The following is a 25,871-nucleotide window of genomic DNA, read 5'->3' as shown; positions in this document are numbered from 1 at the left end:
GGCCGGGAAGCTACCCGTGAACGCCAGCGACGGGAACCGCGTGCCTGCCGGCACCACCAAACTGTTACGCATCGGGCCACAAGCCAGGATCGTGCGCCAGGATCCGTCGGGTCACGGCCGCCAGCGCCGGCACGGTCAACGACCGGGCCTCGGCTTCGGGCGTGCCGCGCAAGGCCCCGAAAGTGTCGTACCCGCAGGGCAGAATGTGGGCTATGAGCAGCACAACCACCCCGTCAACCGTCACCTCCCCCGGCGAGTACGCCGCCGCTGTCGAGGCCGCGAGGACCGCCGCCGCGGCGTACTACGCCGATGGCACCCAGGCCATGGACGATGACGTCTACGACGCGCTCGTGCGGGCGATCGCCGCCTGGGAGGACGCCCACCCCGACGAGGTGCTGCCCGACTCCCCCACCGGGAAGGTCGCCGGCGGGACCGCGACCGGCGACGTGCCGCACACCCGGCCGATGCTGTCGCTGGACAACGTGTTCAACGCCGAGCAGCTCACCGCCTGGGCCGCCGGGCTGGAGCGCCGGCTCGGCCGGCCGGTCGAGGCGTGGGCAGTGGAGACGAAACTCGACGGGCTGGCCATCGCCGCCCGGTACCAGGCCGGCCGGCTCGTCCAGCTCATCACCCGGGGCAACGGGACCGAGGGCGAGGACGTCACCGCCCAGGGCGCCGGCCACATCCTCGGCCTCCCGGAGCGGTTGGCCCGGCCGGAGACCCTGGAGGTCCGCGGCGAGGTGCTGCTGACCCGCGAGCAGTACGAGGCCGCGACCACCGCCCGCGTGCACGCCGGCGGTGACCCGTTCAGCAACCCGCGCTCCGCCGCCGCCGGAAGCATGCGCACGAAGAACCGGCCCTACGAGGTCGAGTGGACGTTCTTCGGCTACAGCGCCCTCCCCCTCGACGCCACGAGCCCGAGCCTCGCCGCCGACCTGGCGGCCCTGCCGCACTCCGGCCTCCTCGACCTCCTGACCGACCTCGGCGTGCAGACCAGCGCCGCCGCGCTGGCCGGCGCGATCCGCTACGACACCCTCGACGGAGTCCTCGCCCGGATCGAGGAGATCGGCGACGCCCGGGCAGGCCTAGGGTTCGGCATCGACGGGATCGTCATCAAGACCGACCCGGCCCTCGACCAGGAGCAGGCTGGGTTCTCCTCCCGCGCCCCGAGGTGGGCGATCGCCTACAAGCTGCCCGCCGACACGAAGATCACCAAGCTGCTGGCCGTGGAGTGGGAGGTCGGCCGGACCGGCATCATCGCACCCCGCGCCGTCCTCGAACCCGTCGAGATCGGCGGAGTCATCGTCACCTACGCCACCCTGCACAACGCGGCCGACATCACCCGCAAGGGCCTCCTGATCGGCGACCAGGTGACGGTGTACCGGGCAGGGGACGTCATCCCCGCCATCGAAGCACCCCTCGTCGCCGTGCGCACCGGCGCGGAGACACCCATCGCTATCCCCGAGGTGTGCCCCCGCTGCGGCAGCGACATCGACCGCACCCAGGAACGGTGGCGCTGCACCTTGGGACGTGCCTGCAACGCCGTCGCCTCCATCGACTACGCCGTCTCCCGCGACGCCCTGGACATCGAAGGCCTCGGCCACACCCGCATCGTCCAGCTCGTCGACGCTGGTCTCATCGAGGACTTCGCCGACCTGTTCACCCTGACCCGCGAGCAGATCCTCGGCCTGGACCGGATGGGCGACATCTCCACCGACAACCTCCTCGCCGCGCTGGAGACCGCCAAGCAGCAGCCCCTCGCCCGGGTCCTCACCGCGCTCGGTGTACGCGGCACCGGACGGTCGATGTCCCGGCGGATCGCCAAACACTTCGCCACCATGGACAACATCCGCACCGCCGACACCGAAGCCCTCCAGCACGTCGACGGCCTCGGCCCCGAGAAGACACCCGTCATCGTCGACGAACTCAAAGACCTCGCCCCGGTCATCGACAAGCTCGTCGCCGCCGGGGTGAACATGACCGAACCCGGCGCCGTTCCGCCCGGCCAAGAGCCCGCCGGCGACGCGTCGGACCTGCCGCTCGCCGGGAAGTCCGTCGTCGTCACCGGGTCCATGACCGGGCCCCTGGCAGACCTGACCCGCAACGAGATGAACGAACTCATCGAACGCGCCGGCGGCAAGGCCTCCGGCTCCGTGTCGGCGAAGACCGCGCTGCTCGTCGCCGGGGACAAGGCCGGGTCCAAGCTTGCCAAGGCCGAATCCCTCGGCGTCCCCGTCATGGGCCCGGACGAGTTCGCCGACCTCGTCACCGCGTTCCTGTCGAGCTGACACTCAGCGCGAAGGGCCGCCGGGGAGTTCGATCACCCGGCGGCCTCGGCACCTCGGGCAGGCCGCAGGGCGGTCGGCACGGCCAGCACCGGCTGGGCGGCGACGAGCCTGGGCCGGGCCGCCCGGACGGATTTCCGGGCGGCCCGCAGGACTCAGTCCGTTCCGGGCGCCTGCGGCTGCACCACGAAGGCGTGCCCGGTGTCGTTCGCGTGCTCGTCGTACGGGGCGATCGCTCCGTTGCTACGCAGGACGTAGTCCCCCTGCTGCCCGTTCCAGCCGGACACGTAGCCGCTTTCCACCCCTTCGCTGGCCAGCACCGCCAGCAGCGTGCTCAGGTTGTGCACCGACGCCTGCACCGACTCAACCCCGTTCGCGGCGGCGATACCCGCCGGCGGCGTCTCCGTTGTGCCCGCGATGAGAACCACGTTCGACACGATCCATCCACTCCCTACTTCGTTGGGTCAATCGGGACCATCTAACCCTCCCAGCCGCCTACCGTCGCCGCCGGCTCTGTCGTGTCCGGTCAGCCAGGGCTGGGAGCCCATCGTTGACGGTGACGTCGAGCAAATTTCGCCCGCCCCGGCGTCATGAGGCCGCTCCGCTATCCGGGACCTCGCCGGGCATCGAGCTCCTGCAGCGACGGTTGGTATTGGTTCCGCCTCGGTGCAGGTGTCACGAAAGGATCTCCAGCGAGGCGCTCACCGGAGCGGGCTGGTGGGCGTCGGTGCGCTGCCGGGCTTTGCGGTGTAGTCGGGGCTGGATGGCAGCCAGGGCCAGGCTGCACGCTCCGGCGGCGGTCCACAGCCAGGCCTGACCGGCGTGCGCGAGGGCCTGGGTTCCGGCGAAGGGGCCGACCAGGGTCGCGATGCCCCAGCTGATGCCGTAGACGGACAGGTAGTGTGCCCTGGCCGTGGCGGGAGCGAGGTCGCCGACGAGGGCGTAGACGTGGCCGAGGAGCAGCACTTCTCCGGTGCTCCAGACCACGGTGGCCGCGATGAACGTCGCCAGATTCGCCGCCGCCGCGTTCAGGGCCAAGCCGGCGCCGAGGAGGACGTACCCGGCGGTCATGGCTGTCATGGAGGTGAACGGTGCCGCGAGGAGCGGTTGGCCGGCGACGATGGTGATCGCTGACAGGGTCAGCAGCAGGCCGAACGCGCCGGCGCCGAGATGGTGGCGGGCCAGGGTCAGCGGCAACGTGGTCAGCAGCTGCATATACAGGACCGCGAAGACGGTGCCCGTGGCAAGGAACGCACGCAGGAGGGGGTCGCGCCACGGGTTCCGGCCGGTCGGTGCGGTGCCGCGGGTCGGCGGCGTCGTCCTGGTCGTTCCGGGCAGGGTGGCGGCGATCAGCACGGCGCACAGTAGGCAGGTGACCGCGTCGGCGACGAACAGCCACCGCACGTCCAGGCCGCCCAGGAGCGTGGCCAGCGCGCCGGCGGCGATCCCCGCGCAGGCCAGCGCCGCACCGAACAGGCCGTAGGCGACGGGGCGGTCGGCGGGTTCGGTGACGTCGCCGATCAGCGACTGACTGGCCGGCTCGTAGATCTCGAACGCCAGACCGACGGCGATCACCGCGACGGCCAGGGCGAGACGCGACGTCGAGGCCGCCAGGGCCAGCTGCGCGGCGGCTGTCGCGACCAGGCCGCCCACGATCGTGGCACGTCGCCCGATCCGGTCCGCCAACCGGCCGCCGATCAGCCGGGAGACGATGGCCGCCAGCCCGAACGCCGACATCAACAGCCCCGCGTCGGCGACCGTGAACCCCCGGGCGGTCACGGCGATGGTCAGGAACGCCAGAGTGAATGCGCCCAGCCGGTTGACGGCCCGCGCGGCGGTCAACAGCCAGACCGCGCGCGGTAGTCGACGCCAGGTGGCGAACGTCCCCACGATCGACGACACGAAACGGACAACCACCGCACCCCCGTCACACACCCTGAACGCCAGGGTGTCAGGCCGCAGCTCCGCATCGAATGCGGCGGCGCTTTCTTTCTGGCGGCGCCCACGCCCCAACGCCTCGCGGCGAAACGTGGACTCTTGTCCGCAACCCACCGCTGGCGCTCAGTCGTGGAGACTGACACCTGGCAGTGGGCGACCAGCACCGTCGAACAACGCGGCACCGCACTCGCAGCGCTCGTCGGCGAGGGTCTGGCCCGCCGGCAGCTCCCAGACCAGCATCTCCGAACAGTTCGGACAGTTCAGACTCACCAGGGACTCCTCGGGCTCGGAGCCCCAGGCCCGTACCGGCACGCCCTCGTGCGCCAAGCCGGTCAGCTCGCGCCCGCCGGTTCGCGCGACCAGGACCTCGTAGGTGTCGGTGCCACTGTCGCGCACCACCATCGTGTAGCCGAGGCGTGCCACCACATCAGACAGATGGTCGAGCTGGCGGACCGGGGCATCACCGCGGCGCAGAGTCGGATCATCGTCGGCCGTGCGGTGGACGACGTCGGTGTCGACGTCCGTCGGTTCAGCACCGAAGGCCCGGATCCGGCACGCCACGAACGCCGCCAGCTGGCCTGGCTCGTCCTCGCCGGTCCAGTCCATCGTGAACGTCACACTGTCGACCGGGACCTGCTGGGCGCGCTCGCCGGGAGTCAGGACCAGCTCTTCCAACTCCGTCATGACGATCACGCTATCAACCATCCGGCGGGCGTGTCGGTCACGGCGCCCGCCTCGGCCGCGACTCTGACCCGTCAGAGCTGAGTTCTCCAGGACCTGAGGTGTCGATGACGTAGGCCAGGTCGGTGGCAGATTCCTCAGTTCCCTCCTCCGGGCCCCTCAGGTGCCGGCGAGGAAGTCGACGAACTTGTACAGTTCGGCTCGACCGTCGGCGGCGAGCCCGGAAAGCAACTGCAGCCGTCGCGAACAGGGTGCAGCCAGCGGGATCCTCATTGCAGACACGTCAACGCCTCTCTCAGGATGGACACGCAGTTGCTGGTGAGCACGGATTCCACGTGGAACTGGAAGGTGCAGAAGTTCTCCGACCGCAGCGCCACGACCCTGCCGTCCGCCTCGGCGGCGATCTGCACCCCGGTCGGCGCGACGTCCGGTAGCTGGGCGAAGTAGGTGTTGTAGAACCCGACCGGCTCCTGGCGGCCGAACAGGTTCACCGACTGCTGGACACCCTGCAGCGGCGGGTCCACCGCGACGATGTCCATGCCGAGCATCTGGCACACGACCTGGTGGCCAAGGCAGACCGCGAGGAACTTCGTCTTGTTGGCGAGTAGTTCGCCCACCAGTTCGCGCACCCGGCGCATCTTCGGGTCGTCCGGATCGGTCGGATCGCCGGGACCTGGGCCGACGAGCACCAGGTCCGCCCCGGCCAGCGTGAGCGCGGGGTCGTCGTAGTCGCGGACCGTCACGTCGAAGCCGAGGTGGGTCAGGACGTGACCGAGCATCCGGGTGAACTCGTCCTCGTTGTCCACCACGAGGATCGACCCGGTCGGGGCCTCGGCCGGGGCCGCGACGTTCTCCTGGCTGTCGGTCCAGAATCGGGACAGGTACTTGTTCCGCGACTGCAGGATCTCCTCGACCGTCGGATCGAGGTACAGCCCCAGCCTGGGCTCCGACCGTTCCGCGGAGGTGATGGCGCGCAGCAGGCCGGCCACCTTCGCGTGCACCTCCTTGGTCTCCTTCTCCGGGGAGGAGTCGCGCACGACGCTGCCGCCGCTCTGCACGAACACGTCGCCGGACGTGGTGACCTCCATGGTCCGGATCGTGATCGCGCTGTCGAGGTACTCCTCGCCCCCGTCGTCGATCCCGTTGAGCACGATGGCCGAGGAGTAGTAGCGCCGGGACCGGTCCTCGTACTTGTGGATGATCCGGGCGGCGTTCTCCAGCGGGCTGCCGATCATCGTGGCCGCGAACATCGACTCGCGGAAGGCGTCGACCTTGTCCATGTGGCTGTGCCCGACGAGCACGTACTCCGTGTGGATCAGCGCGCTCATCTCCTTCAGGTACGGGCCCTTGACGACCCCGCCCTCGGAACAGATCCGCGACATCATCTTCAGTTCCTCGTCGACGACCTGGAACAGCTCGTTGATCTCCTTGGGGTCGGTGAGGAACTCGATGAGGTCCGCCCGTTTGGTCAGCGCGGCCTTCGGCAGGGTGCCGCAGATCGGGTTCATCGTCACGACGTCGCGCTCGAAGGTGAGGTGGCGCTCCGGGGACGACCCGATGAAGTAGCGCTCACCGTCGAAGAACACGAAGGTCAGGTAGGCGTTGGGCTCGTTGAGCACCAGGCGGCGGAAGATGACCCGGGCCACCTCCGGCGAGAAGCCCTCGATCTTCGCCTGGCCCCGTCGCGAGATCAGGAAGTTGGATCCCTCGCCGCGACAGATCTCCTCCGAGATCGCCAGCCGGACCTTCTCCGCGAACTCCTCGTCGCTCACGTCGAAGACGACCTCGGACAGGCCGAAGGTCGGCTCGGGACCGGTCAGCACCGCGTCGAGGTCCACGTCGCGGCATTCCGTGGCCACCAGCGAGATGATGGGCTCGCCGCCGTCGTGCAGCAGGAATCCGCGCTCCCGGAGCTGGGTGAACGGCACCATGCTGATCACCGGCAGCCCGGTGGGGCGGGGCATGTCCGCCAGCAGTGTCGTGTACCGCACCTCGCCGGTGGCGTGGCGGGTGCGACCGTTCGCGTGGAACAGGCAGTAGGGCTGCGGCTCGGTACCAGGCATGTCAGTGACCTTCGGATTTTGCGACGAGGAAGTCTTCCAAGACAAGATAGTCATTTCCGGTACCGGGGAAGCAGCGCAACGCGTCCTCGGGGAACAGACCACCGGCTCCTCCGCCACGTTGAACGAGGTGTTGACCAGGCATGGAACACCGGTCAACTCCTCGAACACCTCGAGAAGGGACGCCAGTCTGGGACTCCGTCCGGACCAGCACTGTAGCGTGGCCGTCTTATAGAAGATCCGCCAGATACTTATAGAGGACTCATGCTCAACCGGGCAGGTTCCCTGGTCAAGAGCCGGTGACCTGGATCACTCGGGCCTCTCAACGGACCGTCGTTCCGGGTCGTCCGACGCGAACCGGAGAGCCACGCGCCAGGTGCGCGGTCATCCCCTGCAAGCAGGCGAACAGCTACCCACCAGTAGACTTCCGGGGTGACGATCGAGCGCTACAAGGCGATGCGATGACAACGCATAGCGGCGCAGTTGGGCGGAAAAGTTCCCAATATGAGCTGATAGCATCGGATCTGCTCGAAAAGATTAGGTCGGGTTCGTATCGGCCGGGCCAGGCGCTGCCACCGCAGAACGAACTCAGCCTCAGCTACGGCGTCAGCCTCATGACGCTGCGTCGGGCACTCCTGATCCTGAGCGATCAGGGCCTGATCGTCCAGCAGCAGGGCAAAGGCACCTTCGTCGCCCCTCCGCAGTCGGCCTACCGCCTCAGCGCGCTGCGCAGCCTCACCGACGACCTCCGCGAGCAGGGCCAGCAGGTCATCACGCAGGTCCTCGGCGTCGGTCGACGCAAGACACCCGCGGCACTCCCCGACCTAGAGGCCGGGCCGGACGGGCGGGCGTTGCAGGTCAAGCGCCTGAGGCTCATCAACGGCAAGCCCGCCATCCACCAGGTTTCGTGGGTCGCGGAACCCTACGGATCACAGATCGAGAACGTGGACCTTCAGTCGGTGGCCCTCTACGCCGCGCTGGCCGACATCGGCCAGGGCGTCAACACCGCCACCGAGACGATCCGCATAGCAGCCGCCACCGCCGCCGTCGCCAAACTTCTCGGACTGGCGGCGGGGACCTCGGTGTTCCGCAGCGAACGGGTCACCTATGGCGTGTCCGGCGACGTGCTCGTGTGGGATGAGGCTTTCATCCACAGTCGGTTCATGGAGATTCGCACCGAGCGAGCCGCTGCCGGCGTGTCTGTTCGCTGGACTCCGTCGGCAGCCCACAGCCCCGCGCGCGCTCACTGACGCCCCCTCCCCCGGATCAGGGTGACGGCGCGGACCGTGTCATGGTCATCGGCCGACTCCGGAGTAACTCGCCGTTGGCGAGCCCTGGCCTGCGGTGGATCGGCCCGAGCATGGCGTGAGAGCACGCCCGCCTGGGCAGGTGCGCTTCGCGGCGGCCGACCACGCGGAGGTCCAGCCCCGCACATACCCGGCCGGGCGCGGGCGAACCGACCAGCGATCCGCCCGCATCACCGTCAACCTCATCCGACCGGGCCCGAACGTCGACATCCCTCACGGGCTGAACAACGCTCCACCAGCACCGGCGTCACCCGGCACATGCCGTCGCGGTACTAGTTCCATGCCTCCGCGCGGACGTTGGTGCCCCTGCCCACGACGTAGTAGTTCCGGCCGTACAGGCCGCCGACGCACGAGGACTTGTACGCCTGGGAATAGATGTTCTGGGTGCCGACCTTGGTGGCGGTGTCGAGATCCCACAGCTCCACGGTTCCGAAGCTCAGGCTCCAGGTGTTGAGGGTGCCGCCGAAGCAGACCTGGTGGTTGCTGTTGGACGCCAGGGTCTGCGCGCTGACGCAGCTGCTGCCACCATCGCAGTAGATCTCGGAGCCGGCGCTGGCCGGGTTGGCGGTGGCCGCCAGTGCCAGGCCGGACATGGTGGCGGCCAGGGCGGCCGCGCGGACGAATGTGCGAACGGACATCTGCTTTCCTTCCGTCTGATGTGGATCAGCCGGAGACGCTAGGCGGACCTACTTGATCTTCTCTGGACGGGTGCTGTATCCCGAGCCCGACCGCGGAGCGACGACGCCGAAAGCCTCCTCACCAACGACGCCGACGCGTTGCTCAGGCCAAGGGCTCCTCGAGTTTGAGTTCCGCGTAGAACCATTCCGCCGCCGCGGTCAGCGCCGCCTGAACCTCGGCGCGGGTCGCGCCCGCCGCGACGAAGGAGGCGATCGCGTCGACGCTCGACTGGGGCCGGCCGAGTTCGGCGCCGACCTTCAGGCCGGTGTCGAAGTGCCGGATCCCCGGTACCGGACAGTCGGTGGGGACGGCGGCCACCGTGCCCGGGCGGGGCGGCATGAGCGCCCATCCGGTCTGCGGCGCCGGTTCGGTTCTGGTCACCGGGGCCGGATCCTTCGAACCGAGCAGCCGGCGCAGGTGGGCGGCGATGATGTCGATGTCGAAGGAGATCAGGAACTGTTCCCAGATCCTTCCGCCGCCCATCCGGCAGCCGATCTCGTTGAGGACGAGGCGGCCGTCGGGGGTGCGGAAGACCTCCGCGTGGAACAGGGTCTCGGTCTCCGTGGGCAGTACCGCCATGGTGCGGCGGACGAGGTCGACGAGGTCGGCCTGCCAGTCCTCGCCGGGCTCCAGGCCAGCCGCGAGCAGGATCTCGTCGTCGGCGAAGCCGAGGCAGGAGGTCGTCGCCGAGGGCCAGCACAGCGTGACCTCGCCGCCGGTGACGATCCCGTCAACGTTGTACATCTCGTTCGGGATGTACCGCTCGGCCAGGTAGTCCGGGGGCACGTCACCCCGCAGCGGGGTGTCCACGCCGACGAACGCCGCCAGGTCCGCGGTGTCGCGCAGCACCCGGACGCCGAGCGAGGAGCTGCTCCGCCGGGGCTTGACGACCACCGGGTAGCCGACCTGGTCGACGAAGCCCAGCAGGTCGGTGACGTTGTCGACGCGGGCGAACGGGGCCACGGGAATGCCCGCGGCGGACAGCACCCGCTTCATTTCCAGCTTGTCGCGGTAGGGCACCGTGGCGTCCCAGTTCTGCCCGGCGATGCCCCAACGGGTACGGAGCCGGGCGGCGGTGAGCAGGTCCGCCTCGGCCAGGGCCACGACCGCGCCGAAGCCGAACTCCGCGTGCAACAGGTTCGCCTGGTACTCGAACTCCGCGGAGTTCAGCGGGTTGTCCACGATCACGACCCTGGCGTACCCCGCCAGGTCCTTCTCCCGCTGCGCCGGATCGGGGCTGATCCCGGACGCGCTGGTGATCAGTACCAGTTCGTTGTCCCCGGTGTCGTAGCCGCTGTACGGGATGAACCGCAGCAGGAACCGGTTGAGGACGAGTACGCGCATGCTCACACCCTTACCTCGTCGATATAGGACACACCGGAGGCTTCGGAGCCGAACCGGTGCCACTCCTCCCGGAGCCGGAGCCGGCCGTCCTCCAGGAGCGTCGGCGTGGTGGTGCAGCGGCCGGAGATCACCTCGCCGGTGTCGAGTACCTGGGAGTAGGACAGGGTGATGATGCCGTCGGCGTCGGCGGTGCCCACCAGGAACCCGTTGCGGACGGCTCCCCCGGCGAACTCGGCCCACACCAGGTCGCCGTCCTGGTGGTAGTGGCCGACCGGAACCGTTCTGCCGCGGCTGGTCTCGGCGGCCGAGGACCGGAACGACTTCCCGTCATAGTTGATCATCGGCTTCAGCTCCACCGGGTGCTCACATAGTCGTCGCGGAAGGTGTACACCGAGCGCTGCGCCATCGAGTTGATGATCATGGCGCTGCGGATCGGCAGGATGCTCAGGTTCGAGTCGACCAGGCCCTGGACGTACCGGCCCCGGTTGAGCAGGAAGATCTTGTTGCGGTCGGCGCCCTTCCACCGCAGCGAGTAGTCGCCCTCGATGATCGGCTCGCCGGCGTCGGACACGTCGACCTCCCGCGCCAGCTCGGCGTCGAACGGCAGCGGCGCGGTCGTCCGGCCGGCCGCGAGCACCACGAACACGCCCCGCTGCGCGTCGCGGCCCCCGGGCGTGTCGCACCCGAGCTCGATCTCGTCGCCCACCATCCGGGCCTCGACGACGTCGCGGGCAGGCAGGATCGTCACCGGGAACCGGCCGGTTCGCAGGCGCGACTCGTAGTTGCTCTGGTACAGGCCGCTGAGCGTGCCCGGGGAGATGCCGTCGCTGGTGAGGATCTGCGAACCCACCAGGTCCCGGCGGGCCTGACGCGGCAGTCCGAGGAAGTACTCCTGGTAGGCCGGCCGGTACAGGTCGTTCGCCGAGGGCGAGTCCTCCAGCGGCGCGAACCAGGACCGCCGGCCCACCCACCGGATGTCGGTGTGGCCCCGCCCGAGCAGGACGTTGACGCACTCCGCGCTGGTCTGCCCGCTGCCGACCACGAGGATCGGCGCGTCCAGGTCGGCGGGCAGGTCGGCGAGCCGCTGCGACAACCCGTCGGCGATGATCGCCCGGTCGGCCGGCAGCGCGGCGAACCAGTTCGGCATCTGCGGCCGGGTTCCGGTGGCCACCAGCAGGTGCTCGGACCGGGCCACGGCCCTGCCCCCGCTGTGGCTGACGAACCGGCCGTCCTCGAAGGACACCTGGTCGATGCGCACCCCGTAGCTGATCCGGGGCAGCTGCTGGGCGGCCCACTCCAGGTACTGGGTGAACTCGATCCGGGGAATCGTGTCGAACCCCGCACCGATCAGGCCGAACACCCGGCCGGTGGTGACGAGGTAGTTCAGGAAGGACAGGTGGTGGGTCGGGTCCAGCAGCGACACCAGGTCCTTGAGCCACCCGGTCTGCATCCGCACCCCGGCATGCAGCATGGTGTCGTGCCAGCCCGGGGCGCTCTGGCTCTCGAACAGCGCCAGTTCCCGCCCCGGTCCCACCTTGTCGAACAGAGCGGCCACGCTCAGGTTGGCCGGGCCGGCGCCGATGCCTACCGCGTGATATTCCGGAATGTCAGTTGCCACGAAAGTCGTCTCCCGCTGTGGTGCCGATGGTGGTGGTCGTACTCGACCGCAGTCCCCGGACGAGGTGCCCAGCGGCTTCTGCGCTGGCCGCGAGCACGGTCTTGGCGGCACCCCCGCTGCCGCCGGCGAAGGTGTACACGTGCGCGTCGCCGACCCGGCGCAGCCGAAGGCCCGGCGCGTCGTGATAGGAGTCGGTGGCCGCGACCAGCCTGGGCCGCCCGTCGAGCCGCAGCCCCGGCAGCCGCAGCGCCGACGCGGCGCCCACGTGGTCCGCGAGCCCGGCGTCAGCGCGCACGTCCTCCGGTGCCACGTCCCAGCCCTCGGTGGGCAGTCCAAGCAGCATGCCCCCGGGCGCCGGCCGGCCGTACAGGCCGCTGGTGTCGTCGACGAAGCACGGCGGCAGGAGCCCCGAGGCCGGGTAGACGCCGTACTGGATCATCTTGGTGCGCAGTCCGCCGGCCGGGAACCCTGCGGCGGACAGCAGTGGGGCGGTCCATGCGCCGGCTGCCACGATCACGACATCGCAGGCGGCCACAGGACCGGCCGCGAGCGCGGACACCGGCGCGGCCACCGTCACGCCCAGCCAGCCGAGCTCGGTCAGGACGGCGTCCCGCCAGTGCGCCGGGGAAACGTACCCGGCCCGCCGTTCGGCGACGCCGACCGCGTGCGCGGGCAGCCCCTCGAAGCCGTACCTCGTCCGCAGGGCCGCTCCGTCGACCAGTTCGACCGAGTCCCGCACCGACCGGTCGAGCTCGTCCGCGCCGTCGGCGGCGATCCGACCGTGTGTGAGCACATACACCGAACCCGTTTCGGTGTACCGCGACCAGCGGCGCAGGGTCGGGCTGGCCAACAACTCGGTCAGAGCCGCCGTCGCGTGGGCGCGCGAGCGTGGGTCGGCCTCGAAGCCCCGGACGAGTCCGCCGGACGCCGCCGAGGCGGTCACCACCGCGGGCGGGTGCCCGACGGTCGCACCGGGGAACAGTGTGAGGTCCAGATCCCGGTGGGTCCGGGCGAGCTGCCAGGTCAGGAGCGTGCCGGCGATCCCGTCCCCGACGATGCCCACTCTCATCCGGGCTGCCCGATCCCGAACACCGCGTCCAGGACCCGCCGGGCCCCCTCGGGTCGGGCCGCGTGCGCGTTCACCGCGCCCCGTACCGCCGCCGCCACGTCGAAGGTCTCCAGCCGCAGCGCCCGCAGGGCCCGCTCCAGCTCCGCGTCGGCGAGCGCCGCCGGCAGCGGGGAGGCGTCGACCCCTGCGAGGATTCGGCCCAGGTACTCCTTGAACGCGGTGAACCCGGCCAGGGTGAAGTCGGTGCCGTGGGTGTCGGGCCGGTCCCAGCTCAGGTAGGCGCGGACGACGGCCGGGTCCTCGGTGGCGAGCAGTTCGTGCGACCAGATCGCGTGGCCACGGCTGGTGGAGAACTTCATCCCGTCGAGGAGGTAGAACTCGTTGACCACCAGGCCCATCCGTGGCCCGGACCGCAGGCCGGCGGCCTGGAGCACGGCCGGGATCAGCGCCAGGTGGTAGAAGGCGTTGTCGATGCCGAAGAAGTTCCACATCTCCCCGACGCCCGCCCAGCCGGCCACGCAGGCCACGAGGGTGGCGGGGGCGTCGGCGTCCAGGTGCCGGGACACCGCGTACAGGTAGCCCAGGGCCATCTCCGCCCACACGTCGATCCGCAGTTCCGCGCCGTCGCAGTCCCACGCGATGCCCCAGTCGCTGGGGTACGCGAGTGGAATCTCGGGCAGACCGGTGGCCAGGTAGCCGGCGAGCAGCGTGCGGACCCTGGGCGGCATGACCGACTTCGCCCAGTGTTCGGCCAGCTGGGACCGGTGGTCCTCGAGCTTGAGCACCGGCACCCGGAACGCCGCCGGAACCAGCGCCGTCCCGTGGCAGGTCGAGGTCGCGTCAAGCAGGTCCAGCGCGGTCAGGAAGCTCCCGCAGCCCTCGCAGGTCCCGCCGCTGGCGCCCTGACCGCAGTGCGGGCACCGCCCCGACACCCTGGCGTGGTGCACGACCCTCGCGCAGTCCGCGCAGGTGGCGAGCGTGGCCTCGCCGACCGGGATGACCTTGCCATCGACCAGCTCGGTGAACAGTGCCGCGACGCCCCGCCGGTAGGACCCGTCGGTCTGCGGGTCCAGGAACAGGTCGTACTCCAGCCGCGCGGCGGCCATGCCCCGGCGGATCAGGTCGGAGTACGCGGTGCAACTCTCCGCGCCCGTCCGGCCGTCGGCCTCGGCCCGGGTGAGCACGTAGTTCTGGTGGGTGTCGAGCCCGCCCATGATCATGACGTCCCGGCCGGCCGCCCTGGCCGCCCGCGCCGCGATGTCCGCCGCGACGTACGGGCCGGACAGGTGCCCGAGGTGCAGCGGACCGTTCGGGGTCGGCTGGATCGCGGTGATCAGCGTCAGGCCGCGCGCCTCGGCGCTCACGCGGACGGGCCTTCCTGGCTCGCCCCGGGCAGCCAGTAGGTGCTGAGCAGGACGAGTCGCTCGGAGTCGGAGAGGTTGTCGATGACGTGCGTCTCGTCGCTGTCGAGGAGGAGCACCGTTCCCGGCTCGACCTCCGTCACCGCGTTCGGGGTGGTGAGCCGGCCGGAGCCGCTGAGCACCACCATGTACTCCACCTCGGGGTGGCCGTGCTCGGTGGTGGAGCCGCCGGGCTCGATGACGCACCACATCGCGTCGAAGGGCAGCCCGGACAGGTTCTCGTACTGCGACCAGCGGCCGACCTGGATGCCGTACTCGTTGGTCAAAGCGGCGTCGTGACTGGTGAATGTGCGCATGAGGGGTCCTTGCCGCGCGGCGTGGCCGCCGCGCCGAGGGGTCGGAAGGGGGTCAGGCCGTAGCCGGGGCGGAGTCCGCCGGCTCCGTGGCGGCGTCAGGGGTCGGGGGCTGGACGGCCGCGCCGCGCATGCCGACCAGGGCCGCGAGCCCGGCGATCAACGACAGGCCTCCGATGGCGAACCAGAGGGACTCCCCGAACCACTGGTGGGCCGGGGCCACGAGCATCGGGCCGAGAGCCTGGCCGAGGCCGAAGGCGGCGAAGAAGCCGCCCATGTACCGGCCGATGGTTCCCGGCGGGGCAACCTTGGCCGGATAGGCGAAGATGCTCGGGCCGCCGATGATCTGCCCGAACACGACGACCGCCGCGCCGAGGAAGACGACCACCAGCCCGCCGACCGGCAGCCCGTAGGCGGCCATGCCGATGCCCAGCAGTGCGAGTCCGGCCGCCGCGGCGAACCGGGCCTGCCAGGTCTGGGTGATCTTCGTGATCAGCAGCTCACAGGAGATCAGGACCAGCGCCGAGACGGTCAGGATCAGGCTGAACAACTGGTCGGAGTGGCCCCGGTCCTTGAGCGTCAGCGGCAGAAGCGCGTATGACTGGACGTAGACCAGCGCGTTGGCCAGCACCGCGAACAGGAACACCATGTACCGGCCGTCCCGCAGGATGCTGCGGCGCTCCGTGGCCGCCTCGCCGCCCGACGCTGCGGACTCCTCGCCGATGCGGCCCTTGGGCAGGAAGAACACGGCGATCAGCGCATAGATCGCCGAGGTGACGGAGGTGACCCAGAACAGCTGGTCCCACAGGTTCGCGGCGATCAGCAGGCCTGCGGCCAGCGGCCCGAACACCACGCCCAGGTTCATCGCGATCCGGTTCATCGAGAACGCCATCACGTGCCGCGCCGGTGGAACCAGTGCCGCGAGAATGGCGCTGGAGGCCGGCCGGTACAGCTGGGCCATGATCCCGGCGGGCACGACCACCGCGACGATCGCCGGGTAACTCGACATGAACGTGATCGTCAGCGGCAGCACCGTCGTGGCCGCCATCGACAGGATGATCGTCGTGCGTGGGCTCACCCGGTCGGTGAGCTGACCGCCGAACAGCAGCCCGATGACCGCGCCGAGGCCGTAGGCCGCCATCGCATACAGGGCCTTCTGCTCGGAGAAGCCACGATGGGTCAGGTACAGCACCAGGAACGCCTGCAGGAAGAAGCCGAACTGGTTGACGAACACACCCAGCATCGCCAGGCGCACCGTGCCGCTCAACTCGCGGAACGTCACCCAGGGGCCGGCCTGCTCGACGGTGGAACCACTCATAGCGTGCTCTCCTCGGTGACGACCAGCAGTGCGCCGGCGGCGGCGTCCAGGGCCGCCGCCGCGGTCTCGGTGTCGGGGGCCACGACGACGACGTGCGCCAGCCGGGACATCCAGCCGAAGCCACGCGGCGGGAGCAGCATCTCCTGGCCGGGCTGGGCGAGCGGGACGGCCCGTTCGGTGCCCGCCGGCAACAGCGACCGGTCGAAGTCGACCGAGCGGACGGTCACCTCGGTCGCGGGGTAGTAGAACCGGATCGCCGCGACCCGGCTCTCGGTGCGCTCGAGGTCCACCGGCGCTCCGGTGGCGATCGCGGCCGCGGCCAGGCTCAGGTCCACCCCGGTGGCCAGCTGTCCCAGGTAGGGCACGAGGTCACCGCCCAGTCGGGCGTTGATCTCCACAACCTTCAACCCGCTCGAGGTGTACTTCAGCTCCACGTGCGACGTGCCCGTGTGCAGGCCGACGGCGGCGTGCGCCCGGACCAGGACGTCCATCAGCTCGTCGTCAGCGGCCCAGTCGACCCGGCCGTCGACGACGTGCCCGGTCTCCTCGAAGGACGGTGCGTAGCCGGTCGCCTTGCGCGCCACCGCCAGCGGAACCACGCGCCCGTCGAAGCAGGCGGAGTCGACGCTGATCTCGTACCCGTCGAGGAACTCCTCGACCAGGACCCCGAACTCGTAGTACGCGGGGGTCTCCGGCAGGGTCGCCGACCGGGCCGCGTCGTAGGCGACCTCGAGGTCCGCGGGCGAGTCCGCCCGGATCACCGCGATGCTCGTGGCGAGGTGGCGGGGCTTCACGACCACCGGATACCCCAGCTCGGCGGCCACTTCGCGGGCGTGGTCGAGGGAGCGCACGGAGACGGAGGTCGCCTGCGGCACCCCGCAGGCCGCCAGTGCCTCGCGGGACGCCGTCTTGTCGCGACAGCGGGCGAACGCCTCGGGCTCGCTCGTCGGCAGGCCCAGCGCGGTGGCGACGACGGCGGTGGGCACGACGCGTGCCTCGTCGTAGGTGAGGATCCCGGTGATGGTCTCCTCGGCGGCCAGCTTCTGCGCCGCCGCGAGCATCGCGTCGGCGTCGAGGGTGTCGACCACGGTGTGCCCGGTCAGGTACGGCACCTCCCAGCTGGGCTCGTCGGCGCGGCCGGGGCCGCCGATGAAGAGCCAGACCCGGTAGTGCCCGGCCAGGGAGGCCAGGAAGGGCTCGCGGGTGCTCTGACCCAGGCTGCTGACGACGACCAGGAGTGGGCGCTCACTAGCTCCGTGTGTATGTGGGCTCACTGAATGCTCTCCTCGATAGGCATCCCCGACAGCCGGCTTCGCCCCATTCGAGGGGAGCTCGGCATGTGCACTGCGGGGGCGCCACGAAACGTTTGCCGCCATGGCGATATTGACGGGCGACAGCGTAGCGTGCGAGAAATCAAGACCGCAACATTGGATCTTGAGTATCTCGTAATGATCAACATCTCTCAATGACAATGGACGGTATGTCCAAAATAAAAGCGGCAAAGCAGGTGGGATGCAATTGCAGGCAGCCACCGCCCAACATATCGACCAACCTCGAAGGGTTCAGGGGCATTCACGGAAGGACCAAGCTTGCCGAGGCGTCCCATTTATCCCCAAACACCCGACCAAATAGGGAAAAATACCTGGCCGTGATCCCACTCTCCGGGATGCCCCGGACGCCCGAGTCGATGACGCGAGCACCACTCGTCCCGCGAGGAATGATCAACCGAAGCCGAAATCCAATGCCCGCCCTACAAGCGGTCGCGACAATGGCGAGCCCATTCCGAATTCACAATCTCCGGGCAGGGTGACAATAACGTAGGTGTGCGCTGGAAGTCCGCACCGATAAAGTCGCCGGCGGCACCGGAAAGGAAAGGGCAAGATAACTCGCGCGAGCCACTCTCAGTGGGAAAATTGAATAGCGGGCATCGCCCATGGCCGCCGGATCGCGCTCGACCACACGGGGCCTGACCGTCCCGGAGGACGCCCGAGCCCGCCGGCGCTTGGTTGCTGCAAACAACTTCACCCAGGCCCGCAAGCGGCCGCTCCGCCGCGGGCACGCCGTCATCGTCGAGCCGGCCGCCCAATGGTCGCGAATATGGTCCGGCCGCGAACCAGCCAGTCCCTGTAGGGGCAGTCATCGAAACTCTGACATCCACTGTGCCCTTTCGCCACGACACCACTGTGGATGATGAATTTGAGGCGCGACATTGACCGCCGACACTGTCCCGCCAGGTGAACACTGCAATTTCCCGCCGCTCGCCGACATAGCCGGCTCCACATCTCCGCGCACGGCAACAGCCGGAATCCGGCGGTGCCACGTCGGCCGCGCAGGCAGCGACCCGGCATCGCCGGGGTCAACGCGGAGACCGCCCGGTCGGTGTACGTCACCCTGGAAACCGTCAAGAGCCACATCAGGAACCTGCCGGCCAAGCTGGAGGTACGCGACCGCACCCAGGCCGTCGTGTGGGCCTACCGCGCCGGCTTCATCGACCGCCAGCCCACAGGTGCGTCCACGGCCAGGATCACACCGGGCGTTGGATAGCCACTGTCAAGGTCCGTTCCCCTGCCTGGTCCAGGCCACGTTCGCTGAAGACGCGGGAGACGTGCTCGATGACGAGCGCGCGGGTCATCGAGGCGTTGGACCGTCCGAGGGCGGCTAGGCATCGTTCCGTCGAGCGCTTTCGTCCGCCGGCATAGGAGTACCCGAAACAGGGGGTCAGGCACGCGCCCCCTCCTGAGCCATGGCACCTTCAGGGTGTGAAACGTTCTTCGCCTTGGGCATGACAGTCGGCACCTCGACGGACGAGTCGCCTCCGGCCGTGAGTCGCCGGGCCATGACCGAGGCGCTGGAGATGTCTTCCACGCCGTCCGCGATCGCCTGGGCGATCTTGTCGATGGGCAGGTCATTGGGATCATGCCCGAACGGCTCTTCGATCTCGACCCCGATCTCATCGATGCCGATGAGGGCGTATGCGATGAAGGCGCTTGCTATCGGCGTCAACCAACGGGTCGTGTCGGCGATCGCGAACGGCACCGTGGCCGTGAACAGCAGCAGCGCCAGTTTGATGTGCTGCGCGTAGGCGAACGGCACGGGGGTTCGCACGATGCGTTCACATCCGCCAAAAGCGTCCTGAAGCGCGGTGATGTTCGCGTCCATCACCATGACGTGATGGGGTTCGAGCGCACCGGCACGCGCCAACTCCGCGATGCGGGCCGACATCAGGGAGGTCATCATCGGCGCGCGGGCCGCGTGAGGCTGGAGGACACTCCGTTCCTCGGCGGTCAGAAGGTCGCCGAGTGCGGCCAGGTCCCGCTCGCCTCGCAAGCTCTGCATGCCGAGCTTGAAGAACGCGCTCAGGTACCGGCAGACATCAGCCACCGCGGGCTGCACACATGGCAGATCACTGTGGGGGAAAGAGGTCACCTGCCGTGCGAGGTCCCGTGAGCGGGTGATCATCACACCGAGCAGCTTCCGCCCCTCCCAGTACCGCTCATACGAGGCGTTGGTGCGGAACACCAGCAGCAACCCCAGAGCGACACCGATGAGCGTGTGCGCGGTGGCCGACATCTTGAACCCTCGCGTGTTGAGCAGCGCCGCCACGAGGCCAAGGCCGGCTGCGATGCCCACTCGTACAACCAGCCGCGGTGCGATCGTTCCGTGGAACCGCACCACGACCGATGCCCAGTTTTTCGGATCGTAGTCAATCATCAGGAAAAGAGTTTAGTGGTACATGACGGGCAGGGCGGACAGGCGCGCCAGACGACGTTACGGTATAGTTTGTCCAAATTGCTGGGCTGGCCGAAGAGGGAGCCACCCTGCGGAGCAGCGTGTGGAGGGTTGGCGACTATGCGGTCCGAGGTGCGGCTGTCTGGTTCCGAGTGCAAGCCTGGAACGCTTCTCCATGCCGAGAAGCTGCCCCGGGAGTTGTGGCCGGTGGGCGCGGCGGACGCTTTCCGCATCGAGTACCAGGGCGTGGACTACCTCGGGAGGTCGCGTTCCGTCGCCGGTTCGGTCTTCGTGCCCGAGGCCGGGTCGGCGGGGGCGACCCGGCCGGTGTTGGGGTGGGCGCACTGTACGGTCGGGCTCAACAGCAACAACGCACCATCCCGGGTGGGCCTGCTTCCCGCGGAGCGTGAACACCTCTCCGATTGGCTGCGGCAAGGGTTCGTCGTGGCCGCCAGCGACTACGAGGGTCTGGGGACTCCGGAGCCGCACCCGTACCTCAACGGTGAGGCGATCGCCGACGACATCGTCGACATCGTTCGCGCGGTCCACCAGCTCGATGTCTCGGTGGACACCCGCACCGTGATCGGGGGGTTCTCCCAGGGCGGCCACGGTGCGCTCTACACGGCCATCATGTGCACCTCCTACGCCCCCGAGTTGGACCTGCGCGGCACCGTCTCCCTGGCCCCGCCGGTGCGGTTCATCGACTTCATCGCGCTCAGGACCACCAAGGGCGACGAGCTCGTCGATGCTCTCGTTCCCGTGGTCCTGGCCGGACTACAGGTGACGCACCCCGAGTTCGCGGCCGAACGGTTCCTCACGGACAAGGGCATGCGTCTGTTGAACCTGGCGGCAACGCAGTCGATGGGTGCCGTCGAGGAGGCGGCGGCGACCACGAGCAACGACGACGCCGGCTTCACCGGCCTCACCGAGCGCCGCGAGGTGCAGCTCCTCCTCGCGTACGCCGACCTGCCGGTCACCCGATGTGATCGTCCGCTGTTCATCGGTGCCGGAGAGCTCGACCCCATTCTGCCCGCGGCGCAGGCCGCGGCGTTCGCAGGGGAGATGAAGACCGCCGGCAACGACGTCACCTTCCACGGCTATGACGGCGCCGACCACCTCGAACTGTTGAAACCCGCAGGGCTGGACGCCTCCGCCTGGGCCCGTGCGCTGGTCGACACCGCATCCGGTGATCTCCGACCGGCAGTGGGGAGGGACTCCGGCAGGGACAGGCGGTTTCGGGTCCTCGACGCCACGGGCGACGGCCACCTCAGTGCCGGCGACTTCGAGGCACTGGCGCTGCGGCTGGTACAACGCTTCGGCCAGGCCCCTGGTGCGCCGCTGGCCAGGCAGATCCGTGCGGGATACCGCGCACTCTGGCGCGTGCTGCGAGAACAGCTCGACATCGACGGCGATGGCACCATCAGTCTCGAAGAGTTCCTTGCCTCATCCGACGTCGCCACCTCGCCGGAATTCGACACCACAGTGGAGTCCCTCGCCAGAGCGGTCATCGCACTCGTCGAACCCGACGGCCAGGTGCTCACCCGGGAGAAGTTCCGCGCCCTGCTCGCCGGGTGCGGCGTCGGGGAGAACGAATCGGGCGAGATTCTCGCCGAACTCGACACCAACCGCGACGGCAGCCTCGACGTGACGGAGATCGTCGCCAGCATCCGCGACTTCTGTCTCGGCAAGAATCCTGAGGCCCCCGGCTACTGGCTCTTCGGCCGTGCCTGACCGACACTCCTGCATGGGCACGCTCGGTGCGACCGGCGGTCCAGCATGACTCTCGTCGATTCAGCCCGGCCACACGTCCTCGCGGGGACATCAGGCACTCTGGCCGACGTCTCGGCGCTTCCCGCTGATCTGTGGCCCGAGGGTAGCCGGCAGGGAATGCGGCTACGGTACTGGAGCAGGGGACGGCTGACCTCAGGTTCGGTGTTCCTTCCCGAGGCCGAGCCGTCCGGGACGGGTTGGCCGATCGTGACCTGGGCGCATTGCATGGTCGGGATCGGGGGGTCGAACGCTCCGTCGTTGGGAGGTCTGCCCCGTCTCGAACGCGTCCACCTCACCGCCTGGTTGCGACGAGGGTTCGTGGTGGCCGCGGCGGACTACCTGGGGCTCGATGCCCATGGCATCACTCCCTACCCCTACGGGGAGCCGCTCGCCAGCGACATCCTCGACATCGCCCGGGCCGTCCAAGACCTCGGAGCGCCGATCGACGCTCCGGTGATCGCCGCCGGCTTCTCCCAAGGCGCCGACGTGGCGCTGTACGCCGCACTCCTGTGGCAGTCCCACGCACCGGAGTTGGACTTCCGTGGGACGGTCGCCCTGGCCCCGCTGGACTATCCGACGTTCTTCACCGCCGTCACCAAGGATGAGGACTCCCCTGTCGAGCAGCTGGTACCGATGCTGCTCGCCGGCATGCGAGCACACAGCCCGACCTTCGAGCCTCGCGACTTCCTGACCGACCACGGGAACCGACTGGTCGAGGTGGCGGCCACCGCGTCCATGCCACAGATGCGGGCCGCCATGGCACCGTTCCGCAACAGTGACCTCGGAGTCAGCGGCATGATGCGACGCCTCGACATCCAATGCCTTCTCGCCGAGGCCCGGCCCCCGGTCACCCGATACCACCCGCCCTTGCTGCTGTGCACCACCACCCGGGACATCCTCTCGCCCCCGAAGAGCACAGCGCGACTCCAAACCCAACTACGCGAGTGTGGTACCGACGCCACGTTTCGCTGCTACGAAGGCGTGAATCACCTGTCCGCCCTCCCCACCACGGCGCACGACAGCGCGCGGTGGGCCCACGACCTCCTGGCGACACACCCAACTCACCGCATCGCCACGAACTCGGACCGAACGCGATCATGAACCTGGCGACTACTGTGGCGCTGTCGTAGACGGCCGCGTCGACGGGACCAGTACCCGGGAACCACGTCGACTCGCAGGCATCGGCGGCGCTACGGTGCCGACCGGGGTGACGGGTCGAGCTTCCCGCCCGCCCGGGCGGTCAACCGGGCCATCTCGAACGCCACCTGGCCCACGTCGCAGCCGTGCGCGGCGAGGACGCCCAGGGTCGAGCCGTCCCCAATGGCCATCAGGAACATGAACCCCTTGTCCATCTCGATCACGCTCTGCACGACGTCGCCCCACTCGATCACCCTGGTCGCCCCGTAGGTGAGGCTGACCAGACCTGCGATGATCGCGGACAGCTGACCTGCCCGGCCGTCCGGCAACTGCTCGGACGCGGCGATCAGCAGGCCGTCGGCGGACACGGCGGTGGCGTGCGCGACGCCCGGTACCCGGTCGGCGAGGTCGGCCAGGAGCCAACCGAGATCCGTGGTGCTGTTGGCGGCTGTCATGCTCGGTGCTCCTCGGCGCGCGGTGCTGGGACGTCGGTGGGTACGCGCCCACGTACGGCGCCGTGCTGGAAGGCGGTCAACGATGCCCGCATGGCGTCGGCTGTCCGGGTGATCGGCGTGTCCGGCTCGTCGGCGTCGACCCGCCCGGGGACCAGTTGGGCCATCGGCGCGCGCCGGGGCAGTCCGGCCGTCGTGTCCTCCAGCGGCCGGGGTTCCGCCGCCGACGCTGCCGCCGCCCAGCCGGGGTCGGCGGCGGTCGCCCAGGCAGTGTCGCGCTGCGCCGGCACGGCGCCGGTGTCCCCGCGCGAGAACCAGGCGGTCTCCACCTGGCGGAAGATCGGCAGCTCCCGCGTCGCGTCCGCGTCGAACCCTGCCGGCGACGGGCCCGGCGGCACGGGCGCGGGGACCGGCTCGGACCCGTCGACCGGGGTGGCCGCCGGACCCGGATCCAACGGGGGGACCGGTCCTGAAGCGGCGGCGGTCAGGTCCGGGAAGGGAACCGGCCCGGGTGGCACCGGTCCGCCGACGGTGCTCGGCACGGGCTCCGCGCCGGCCGGGATGGCCCGCGACGCCGGGGCTACGCCGGCAGCGTCGCCCGGCACTGGCCGGCCCGCCGCGCGCAGGCTCGCGACGCCCTTGCTGAACACGTCCCACTGCGGCACCACCGGCGCGCGGCGTGCGGGCTCCGCCGGGGCTGGCGCGGTCCGCGAGTGCCTGGCGCCCAGGGAGAGCAGGGTCGGCGGCAGGTGCACCTCGGCGATCGTGCCACCCTCGGGGCGGGCCCGGAGCCGGACCGTGATGCCGAGCCGGGTGGCGATGCGGCCGACGGCGATGATGCCCAGCAGCCGCACGGACGTGTCGATCGCCGGCGGGTGCGCCAGCTGGGTGTTCAGTTCGGCGAGCTGGCCCGGGTCCAGGCCGAGCCCCCGGTCCTCGATGGTGACGACGACCTGGTCGGATACCCGCCGGCCCTCGACGAGGACCGTGGTGTCCGGCGGGGAGAAGCTGGTGGCGTTGTCCAGGAGCTCGGCCAGCAGGTGCACGACGTTGTTGACGGCGTGTGGCAGGAGCTCCACGCCGACGTCGGTGACGCCGATCTCGACCCGGGTGTACCGCTCGATCTCCGACTGGGCCGCCCGGACCACGTCCGACAACGGGGTGTGCCGGGTACCGGTCCTGCCGCCCTCGGTGCCGGCGAGGACCAGCAGGTTCTCGTTGTTGCGCCGCATCCGGGTGGCCAGGTGGTCGAGGCCGAACAGGGCCTCGAGCTGGTCGGGGTCCTTCTCGTTCTGTTCGAGCTGGTCGAGTTGCCCGATCAGCCGGTCGACCAGGAGCTGGCTGCGGCGGGCGAGGCTGACGAACAGTCGGGAGATCCCGGCGCGCAGCGCGGCCTGTTCGGCGGCGATCCGCACCGCCTCCTGGTGCACCACGTTGAACGCCTCGCCGACCTGGGCGATCTCGTCGCGGCCGGTGATGTCGATCGGGGACTCGGCGACGGTGATCTGCCGGTCGGCCGGCCCGTCATACGCGTCGAGGTCGCGGAGCCGGGCGACGGCGGCGGGCAGCGACGCGTACGCCACGGTCAGCGCGCCCTCGCGGAGCTGCCGGAGCGGCACGAGCATCGACCGGGCGATGCCGAGCGCGACCATGACCGCCAGCAGGAGGACCAGCAGGACGATCGCCCCGGACGTCACGGCCTGGCGGGTCTGGGCGTCGCGGTAGGTCGACAGGGATCCGATCACATCGGCGTCGACCCGGTCCTCGACGGTGCGCAGAAGTTCCGCGCGGGCCGACATCACCCGGCGCCAGTCCAGCGCGGTGCCTGTGAGCCTCAGCGGCGTGTTCGGCAGGGTCCGGGTCACCGCGCCCTCGAAGCGCTGGGCCTGGAGCACGTCGGCGCCCTGCACGGTCTGGTCGAGCAGGTCCCGTTGCCCGGGACTCGACGCCGAGGTGAAGGCCAGCAGGCTCTCGGAGTAGCCGGTGGTGGTGGCGACGAAGTCGCGCTGCTGGGCCGGGTCGAGTCGGCCGAACGCGAGCGCGCGCAGCACCACCACCTGCTCCTGCTGGACGGACTCCTTCGCAGACGACAGCGCGACGGCCGCACGGGTCTGGTCGGCGATGTCGGGGCGCACCCCGGCCTGGGCGAGGGAGCCCCGGTAGGAGATGAGGTCGGCGATCAGCGTCCGGTACCGAAACGCCGCCGTCGACAGCGCCACGGCGTGCCCGGGGGCGACCTGCTGGCGCAGCGGCCCGAGCCCCTGGACCTGGTCGTCGACGCGCCGCAGCAGCGCCGCAGCGCCGGCAGTGAGCCCGGGGAGCCGGCGGGCGCCCAGCGCGGCGTACTTCGCGATCTCCACGTCCGTCCGCCGGGCCTGCTCCAGATAGGACGCGTCCTCGACGACCCCGGTGAGCGAGGCCGCGGCGGCCGAGCGTTCCAGCTGGAGTTGCTGGATCACCGCGGCGACCTGGCGGTTGACCGTGGCGAGGGTCGTCAGCTGGCTGGCCTGGCCCGCCTGTTCGCCGAGGGCGAGGAGCTGACCCACCGCGAGGGCGACGATGAGCAGGAAGGGGACGGTGAGGATCAGCGCCAGCTTGGAACGGATGCGGACGTCGCGGAGAAAGGCGAGGGTGCCACGTCGATGCGGCGGGTATGCGGTGGGTGCCGGGCTCACCGGATGATCCTTGAGTCAGGGGCGAAAAGAGATCCCGAGAGTCCTACCATGATTACGGGCCGTGGGGGAAGTCCAGGATTTCCCATAACATTTAAC

The 25,871-nt window shown here is 69.8% G+C and carries 21 protein-coding genes and 1 pseudogene; 5 read left to right on the top strand and 17 right to left on the bottom strand.

Going from position 1 to position 25,871, the window contains the following annotated elements; translation table 11 throughout:
• Nucleotides 1-212: 212 nt before the first annotated feature.
• Nucleotides 213-2,288: an NAD-dependent DNA ligase LigA gene (gene ligA, locus IW245_RS01815; RefSeq protein ID WP_197001445.1), complete on the top strand. Its 2,076-nt coding sequence runs from the start codon at nucleotides 213-215 to the stop codon at nucleotides 2,286-2,288.
• 152 nt (nucleotides 2,289-2,440) lie between these two features.
• On the opposite strand, the gene IW245_RS01810 is transcribed toward ligA, so the two are convergent.
• The 5 genes and pseudogenes from IW245_RS01810 to IW245_RS42575 form a co-directional block, all read right to left on the bottom strand.
• Complete coding sequence (locus tag IW245_RS01810; protein WP_197001444.1) at nucleotides 2,441-2,722, bottom strand: hypothetical protein; 282 nt, start codon at nucleotides 2,720-2,722, stop codon at nucleotides 2,441-2,443.
• Nucleotides 2,723-2,960: 238 nt separating this feature from the next.
• Nucleotides 2,961-4,202, bottom strand: a complete 1,242-nt coding sequence (locus IW245_RS01805; RefSeq protein WP_197001443.1) for an MFS transporter — start codon at nucleotides 4,200-4,202, stop codon at nucleotides 2,961-2,963.
• A 144-nt stretch (nucleotides 4,203-4,346) separates the two neighbouring features.
• Nucleotides 4,347-4,907 (bottom strand): hypothetical protein, encoded by a 561-nt coding sequence (locus IW245_RS01800; RefSeq protein WP_197001442.1) that lies wholly within the window; start codon nucleotides 4,905-4,907, stop codon nucleotides 4,347-4,349.
• Between the two features lie 266 nt (nucleotides 4,908-5,173).
• Nucleotides 5,174-6,967 (bottom strand): anthranilate synthase family protein, encoded by a 1,794-nt coding sequence (locus IW245_RS01795; protein WP_197001441.1) that lies wholly within the window; start codon nucleotides 6,965-6,967, stop codon nucleotides 5,174-5,176.
• A gap of 84 nt (nucleotides 6,968-7,051) precedes the next feature.
• Nucleotides 7,052-7,204, bottom strand: a pseudogene (locus tag IW245_RS42575) (carbamoyltransferase C-terminal domain-containing protein); the annotation flags it as partial.
• 221 nt (nucleotides 7,205-7,425) lie between these two features.
• Between IW245_RS42575 and IW245_RS01785 the strand changes: the two are divergent.
• A complete protein-coding gene (locus tag IW245_RS01785; RefSeq protein WP_197001440.1) occupies nucleotides 7,426-8,214 on the top strand; it encodes a GntR family transcriptional regulator in 789 nt (262 codons plus the stop codon).
• 329 nt (nucleotides 8,215-8,543) lie between these two features.
• On the opposite strand, the gene IW245_RS01780 is transcribed toward IW245_RS01785, so the two are convergent.
• From IW245_RS01780 to IW245_RS01740, 9 genes are all read right to left on the bottom strand, one after another.
• Complete coding sequence (locus IW245_RS01780) at nucleotides 8,544-8,909, bottom strand: hypothetical protein (protein WP_197001439.1); 366 nt, start codon at nucleotides 8,907-8,909, stop codon at nucleotides 8,544-8,546.
• 142 nt (nucleotides 8,910-9,051) lie between these two features.
• On the bottom strand, nucleotides 9,052-10,293 hold the full coding sequence (locus IW245_RS01775; protein WP_197001438.1) for an ATP-grasp domain-containing protein: 1,242 nt from the start codon (nucleotides 10,291-10,293) through the stop codon (nucleotides 9,052-9,054).
• Between the two features lie 2 nt (nucleotides 10,294-10,295).
• Nucleotides 10,296-10,634: an avidin-fold protein gene (locus IW245_RS01770; protein ID WP_197001437.1), complete on the bottom strand. Its 339-nt coding sequence runs from the start codon at nucleotides 10,632-10,634 to the stop codon at nucleotides 10,296-10,298.
• 5 nt (nucleotides 10,635-10,639) lie between these two features.
• A complete protein-coding gene (locus tag IW245_RS01765; protein ID WP_233473167.1) occupies nucleotides 10,640-11,911 on the bottom strand; it encodes a SidA/IucD/PvdA family monooxygenase in 1,272 nt (423 codons plus the stop codon).
• On the bottom strand, nucleotides 11,901-12,980 hold the full coding sequence (locus IW245_RS01760) for an FAD-dependent oxidoreductase (RefSeq protein ID WP_197001436.1): 1,080 nt from the start codon (nucleotides 12,978-12,980) through the stop codon (nucleotides 11,901-11,903). The genes IW245_RS01765 and IW245_RS01760 overlap by 11 nt, the downstream gene beginning before the upstream one ends.
• Nucleotides 12,977-14,344, bottom strand: coding sequence for a class I tRNA ligase family protein (locus tag IW245_RS01755; protein WP_197001435.1), 1,368 nt, complete (start codon nucleotides 14,342-14,344; stop codon nucleotides 12,977-12,979). Before IW245_RS01755 ends, IW245_RS01760 begins: the two co-directional genes overlap by 4 nt.
• Nucleotides 14,341-14,697: a cupin domain-containing protein gene (locus IW245_RS01750; RefSeq protein ID WP_197001434.1), complete on the bottom strand. Its 357-nt coding sequence runs from the start codon at nucleotides 14,695-14,697 to the stop codon at nucleotides 14,341-14,343. Before IW245_RS01750 ends, IW245_RS01755 begins: the two co-directional genes overlap by 4 nt.
• Before the next feature lie 52 nt (nucleotides 14,698-14,749).
• The gene (locus IW245_RS01745; protein WP_197001433.1) at nucleotides 14,750-16,012 is read right to left on the bottom strand and encodes an MFS transporter; all 1,263 of its coding nucleotides are present in this window, start codon (nucleotides 16,010-16,012) and stop codon (nucleotides 14,750-14,752) included.
• Complete coding sequence (locus IW245_RS01740) at nucleotides 16,009-17,286, bottom strand: ATP-grasp domain-containing protein (protein ID WP_197001432.1); 1,278 nt, start codon at nucleotides 17,284-17,286, stop codon at nucleotides 16,009-16,011. The genes IW245_RS01745 and IW245_RS01740 overlap by 4 nt, the downstream gene beginning before the upstream one ends.
• Nucleotides 17,287-18,325: 1,039 nt before the next feature.
• Here IW245_RS01740 and IW245_RS41405 point away from each other — a divergent pair.
• Nucleotides 18,326-18,556: a LuxR C-terminal-related transcriptional regulator gene (locus tag IW245_RS41405; protein WP_233473166.1), complete on the top strand. Its 231-nt coding sequence runs from the start codon at nucleotides 18,326-18,328 to the stop codon at nucleotides 18,554-18,556.
• A 174-nt stretch (nucleotides 18,557-18,730) separates the two neighbouring features.
• On the opposite strand, the gene IW245_RS01730 is transcribed toward IW245_RS41405, so the two are convergent.
• Nucleotides 18,731-19,723: a bestrophin family protein gene (locus tag IW245_RS01730; protein WP_197001431.1), complete on the bottom strand. Its 993-nt coding sequence runs from the start codon at nucleotides 19,721-19,723 to the stop codon at nucleotides 18,731-18,733.
• Nucleotides 19,724-19,861: 138 nt separating this feature from the next.
• Between IW245_RS01730 and IW245_RS01725 the strand changes: the two genes are divergently transcribed.
• Nucleotides 19,862-21,472, top strand: coding sequence for a lipase family protein (locus tag IW245_RS01725; RefSeq protein ID WP_197001430.1), 1,611 nt, complete (start codon nucleotides 19,862-19,864; stop codon nucleotides 21,470-21,472).
• Between the two features lie 45 nt (nucleotides 21,473-21,517).
• Complete coding sequence (locus IW245_RS01720; RefSeq protein WP_307788855.1) at nucleotides 21,518-22,612, top strand: lipase family protein; 1,095 nt, start codon at nucleotides 21,518-21,520, stop codon at nucleotides 22,610-22,612.
• Between the two features lie 89 nt (nucleotides 22,613-22,701).
• Here IW245_RS01720 and IW245_RS01715 read toward each other — a convergent pair whose 3' ends face one another.
• Both IW245_RS01715 and IW245_RS01710 read right to left on the bottom strand, forming a co-directional pair.
• Entirely contained in the window at nucleotides 22,702-23,103 is a 402-nt protein-coding gene (locus tag IW245_RS01715) for a roadblock/LC7 domain-containing protein (protein WP_197001428.1), read from the bottom strand.
• The gene (locus tag IW245_RS01710; RefSeq protein ID WP_197001427.1) at nucleotides 23,100-25,775 is read right to left on the bottom strand and encodes a sensor histidine kinase; all 2,676 of its coding nucleotides are present in this window, start codon (nucleotides 25,773-25,775) and stop codon (nucleotides 23,100-23,102) included. The genes IW245_RS01715 and IW245_RS01710 overlap by 4 nt, the downstream gene beginning before the upstream one ends.
• Nucleotides 25,776-25,871 lie beyond the last annotated feature (96 nt).

Origin of the sequence: Longispora fulva, assembly GCF_015751905.1 — a bacterium.
Classification (GTDB): domain Bacteria; phylum Actinomycetota; class Actinomycetes; order Mycobacteriales; family Micromonosporaceae; genus Longispora; species Longispora fulva.
The sequence above is the reverse complement of the archived record's forward strand: the minus strand, read 5'-3'. Positions and strand labels throughout refer to the sequence as shown.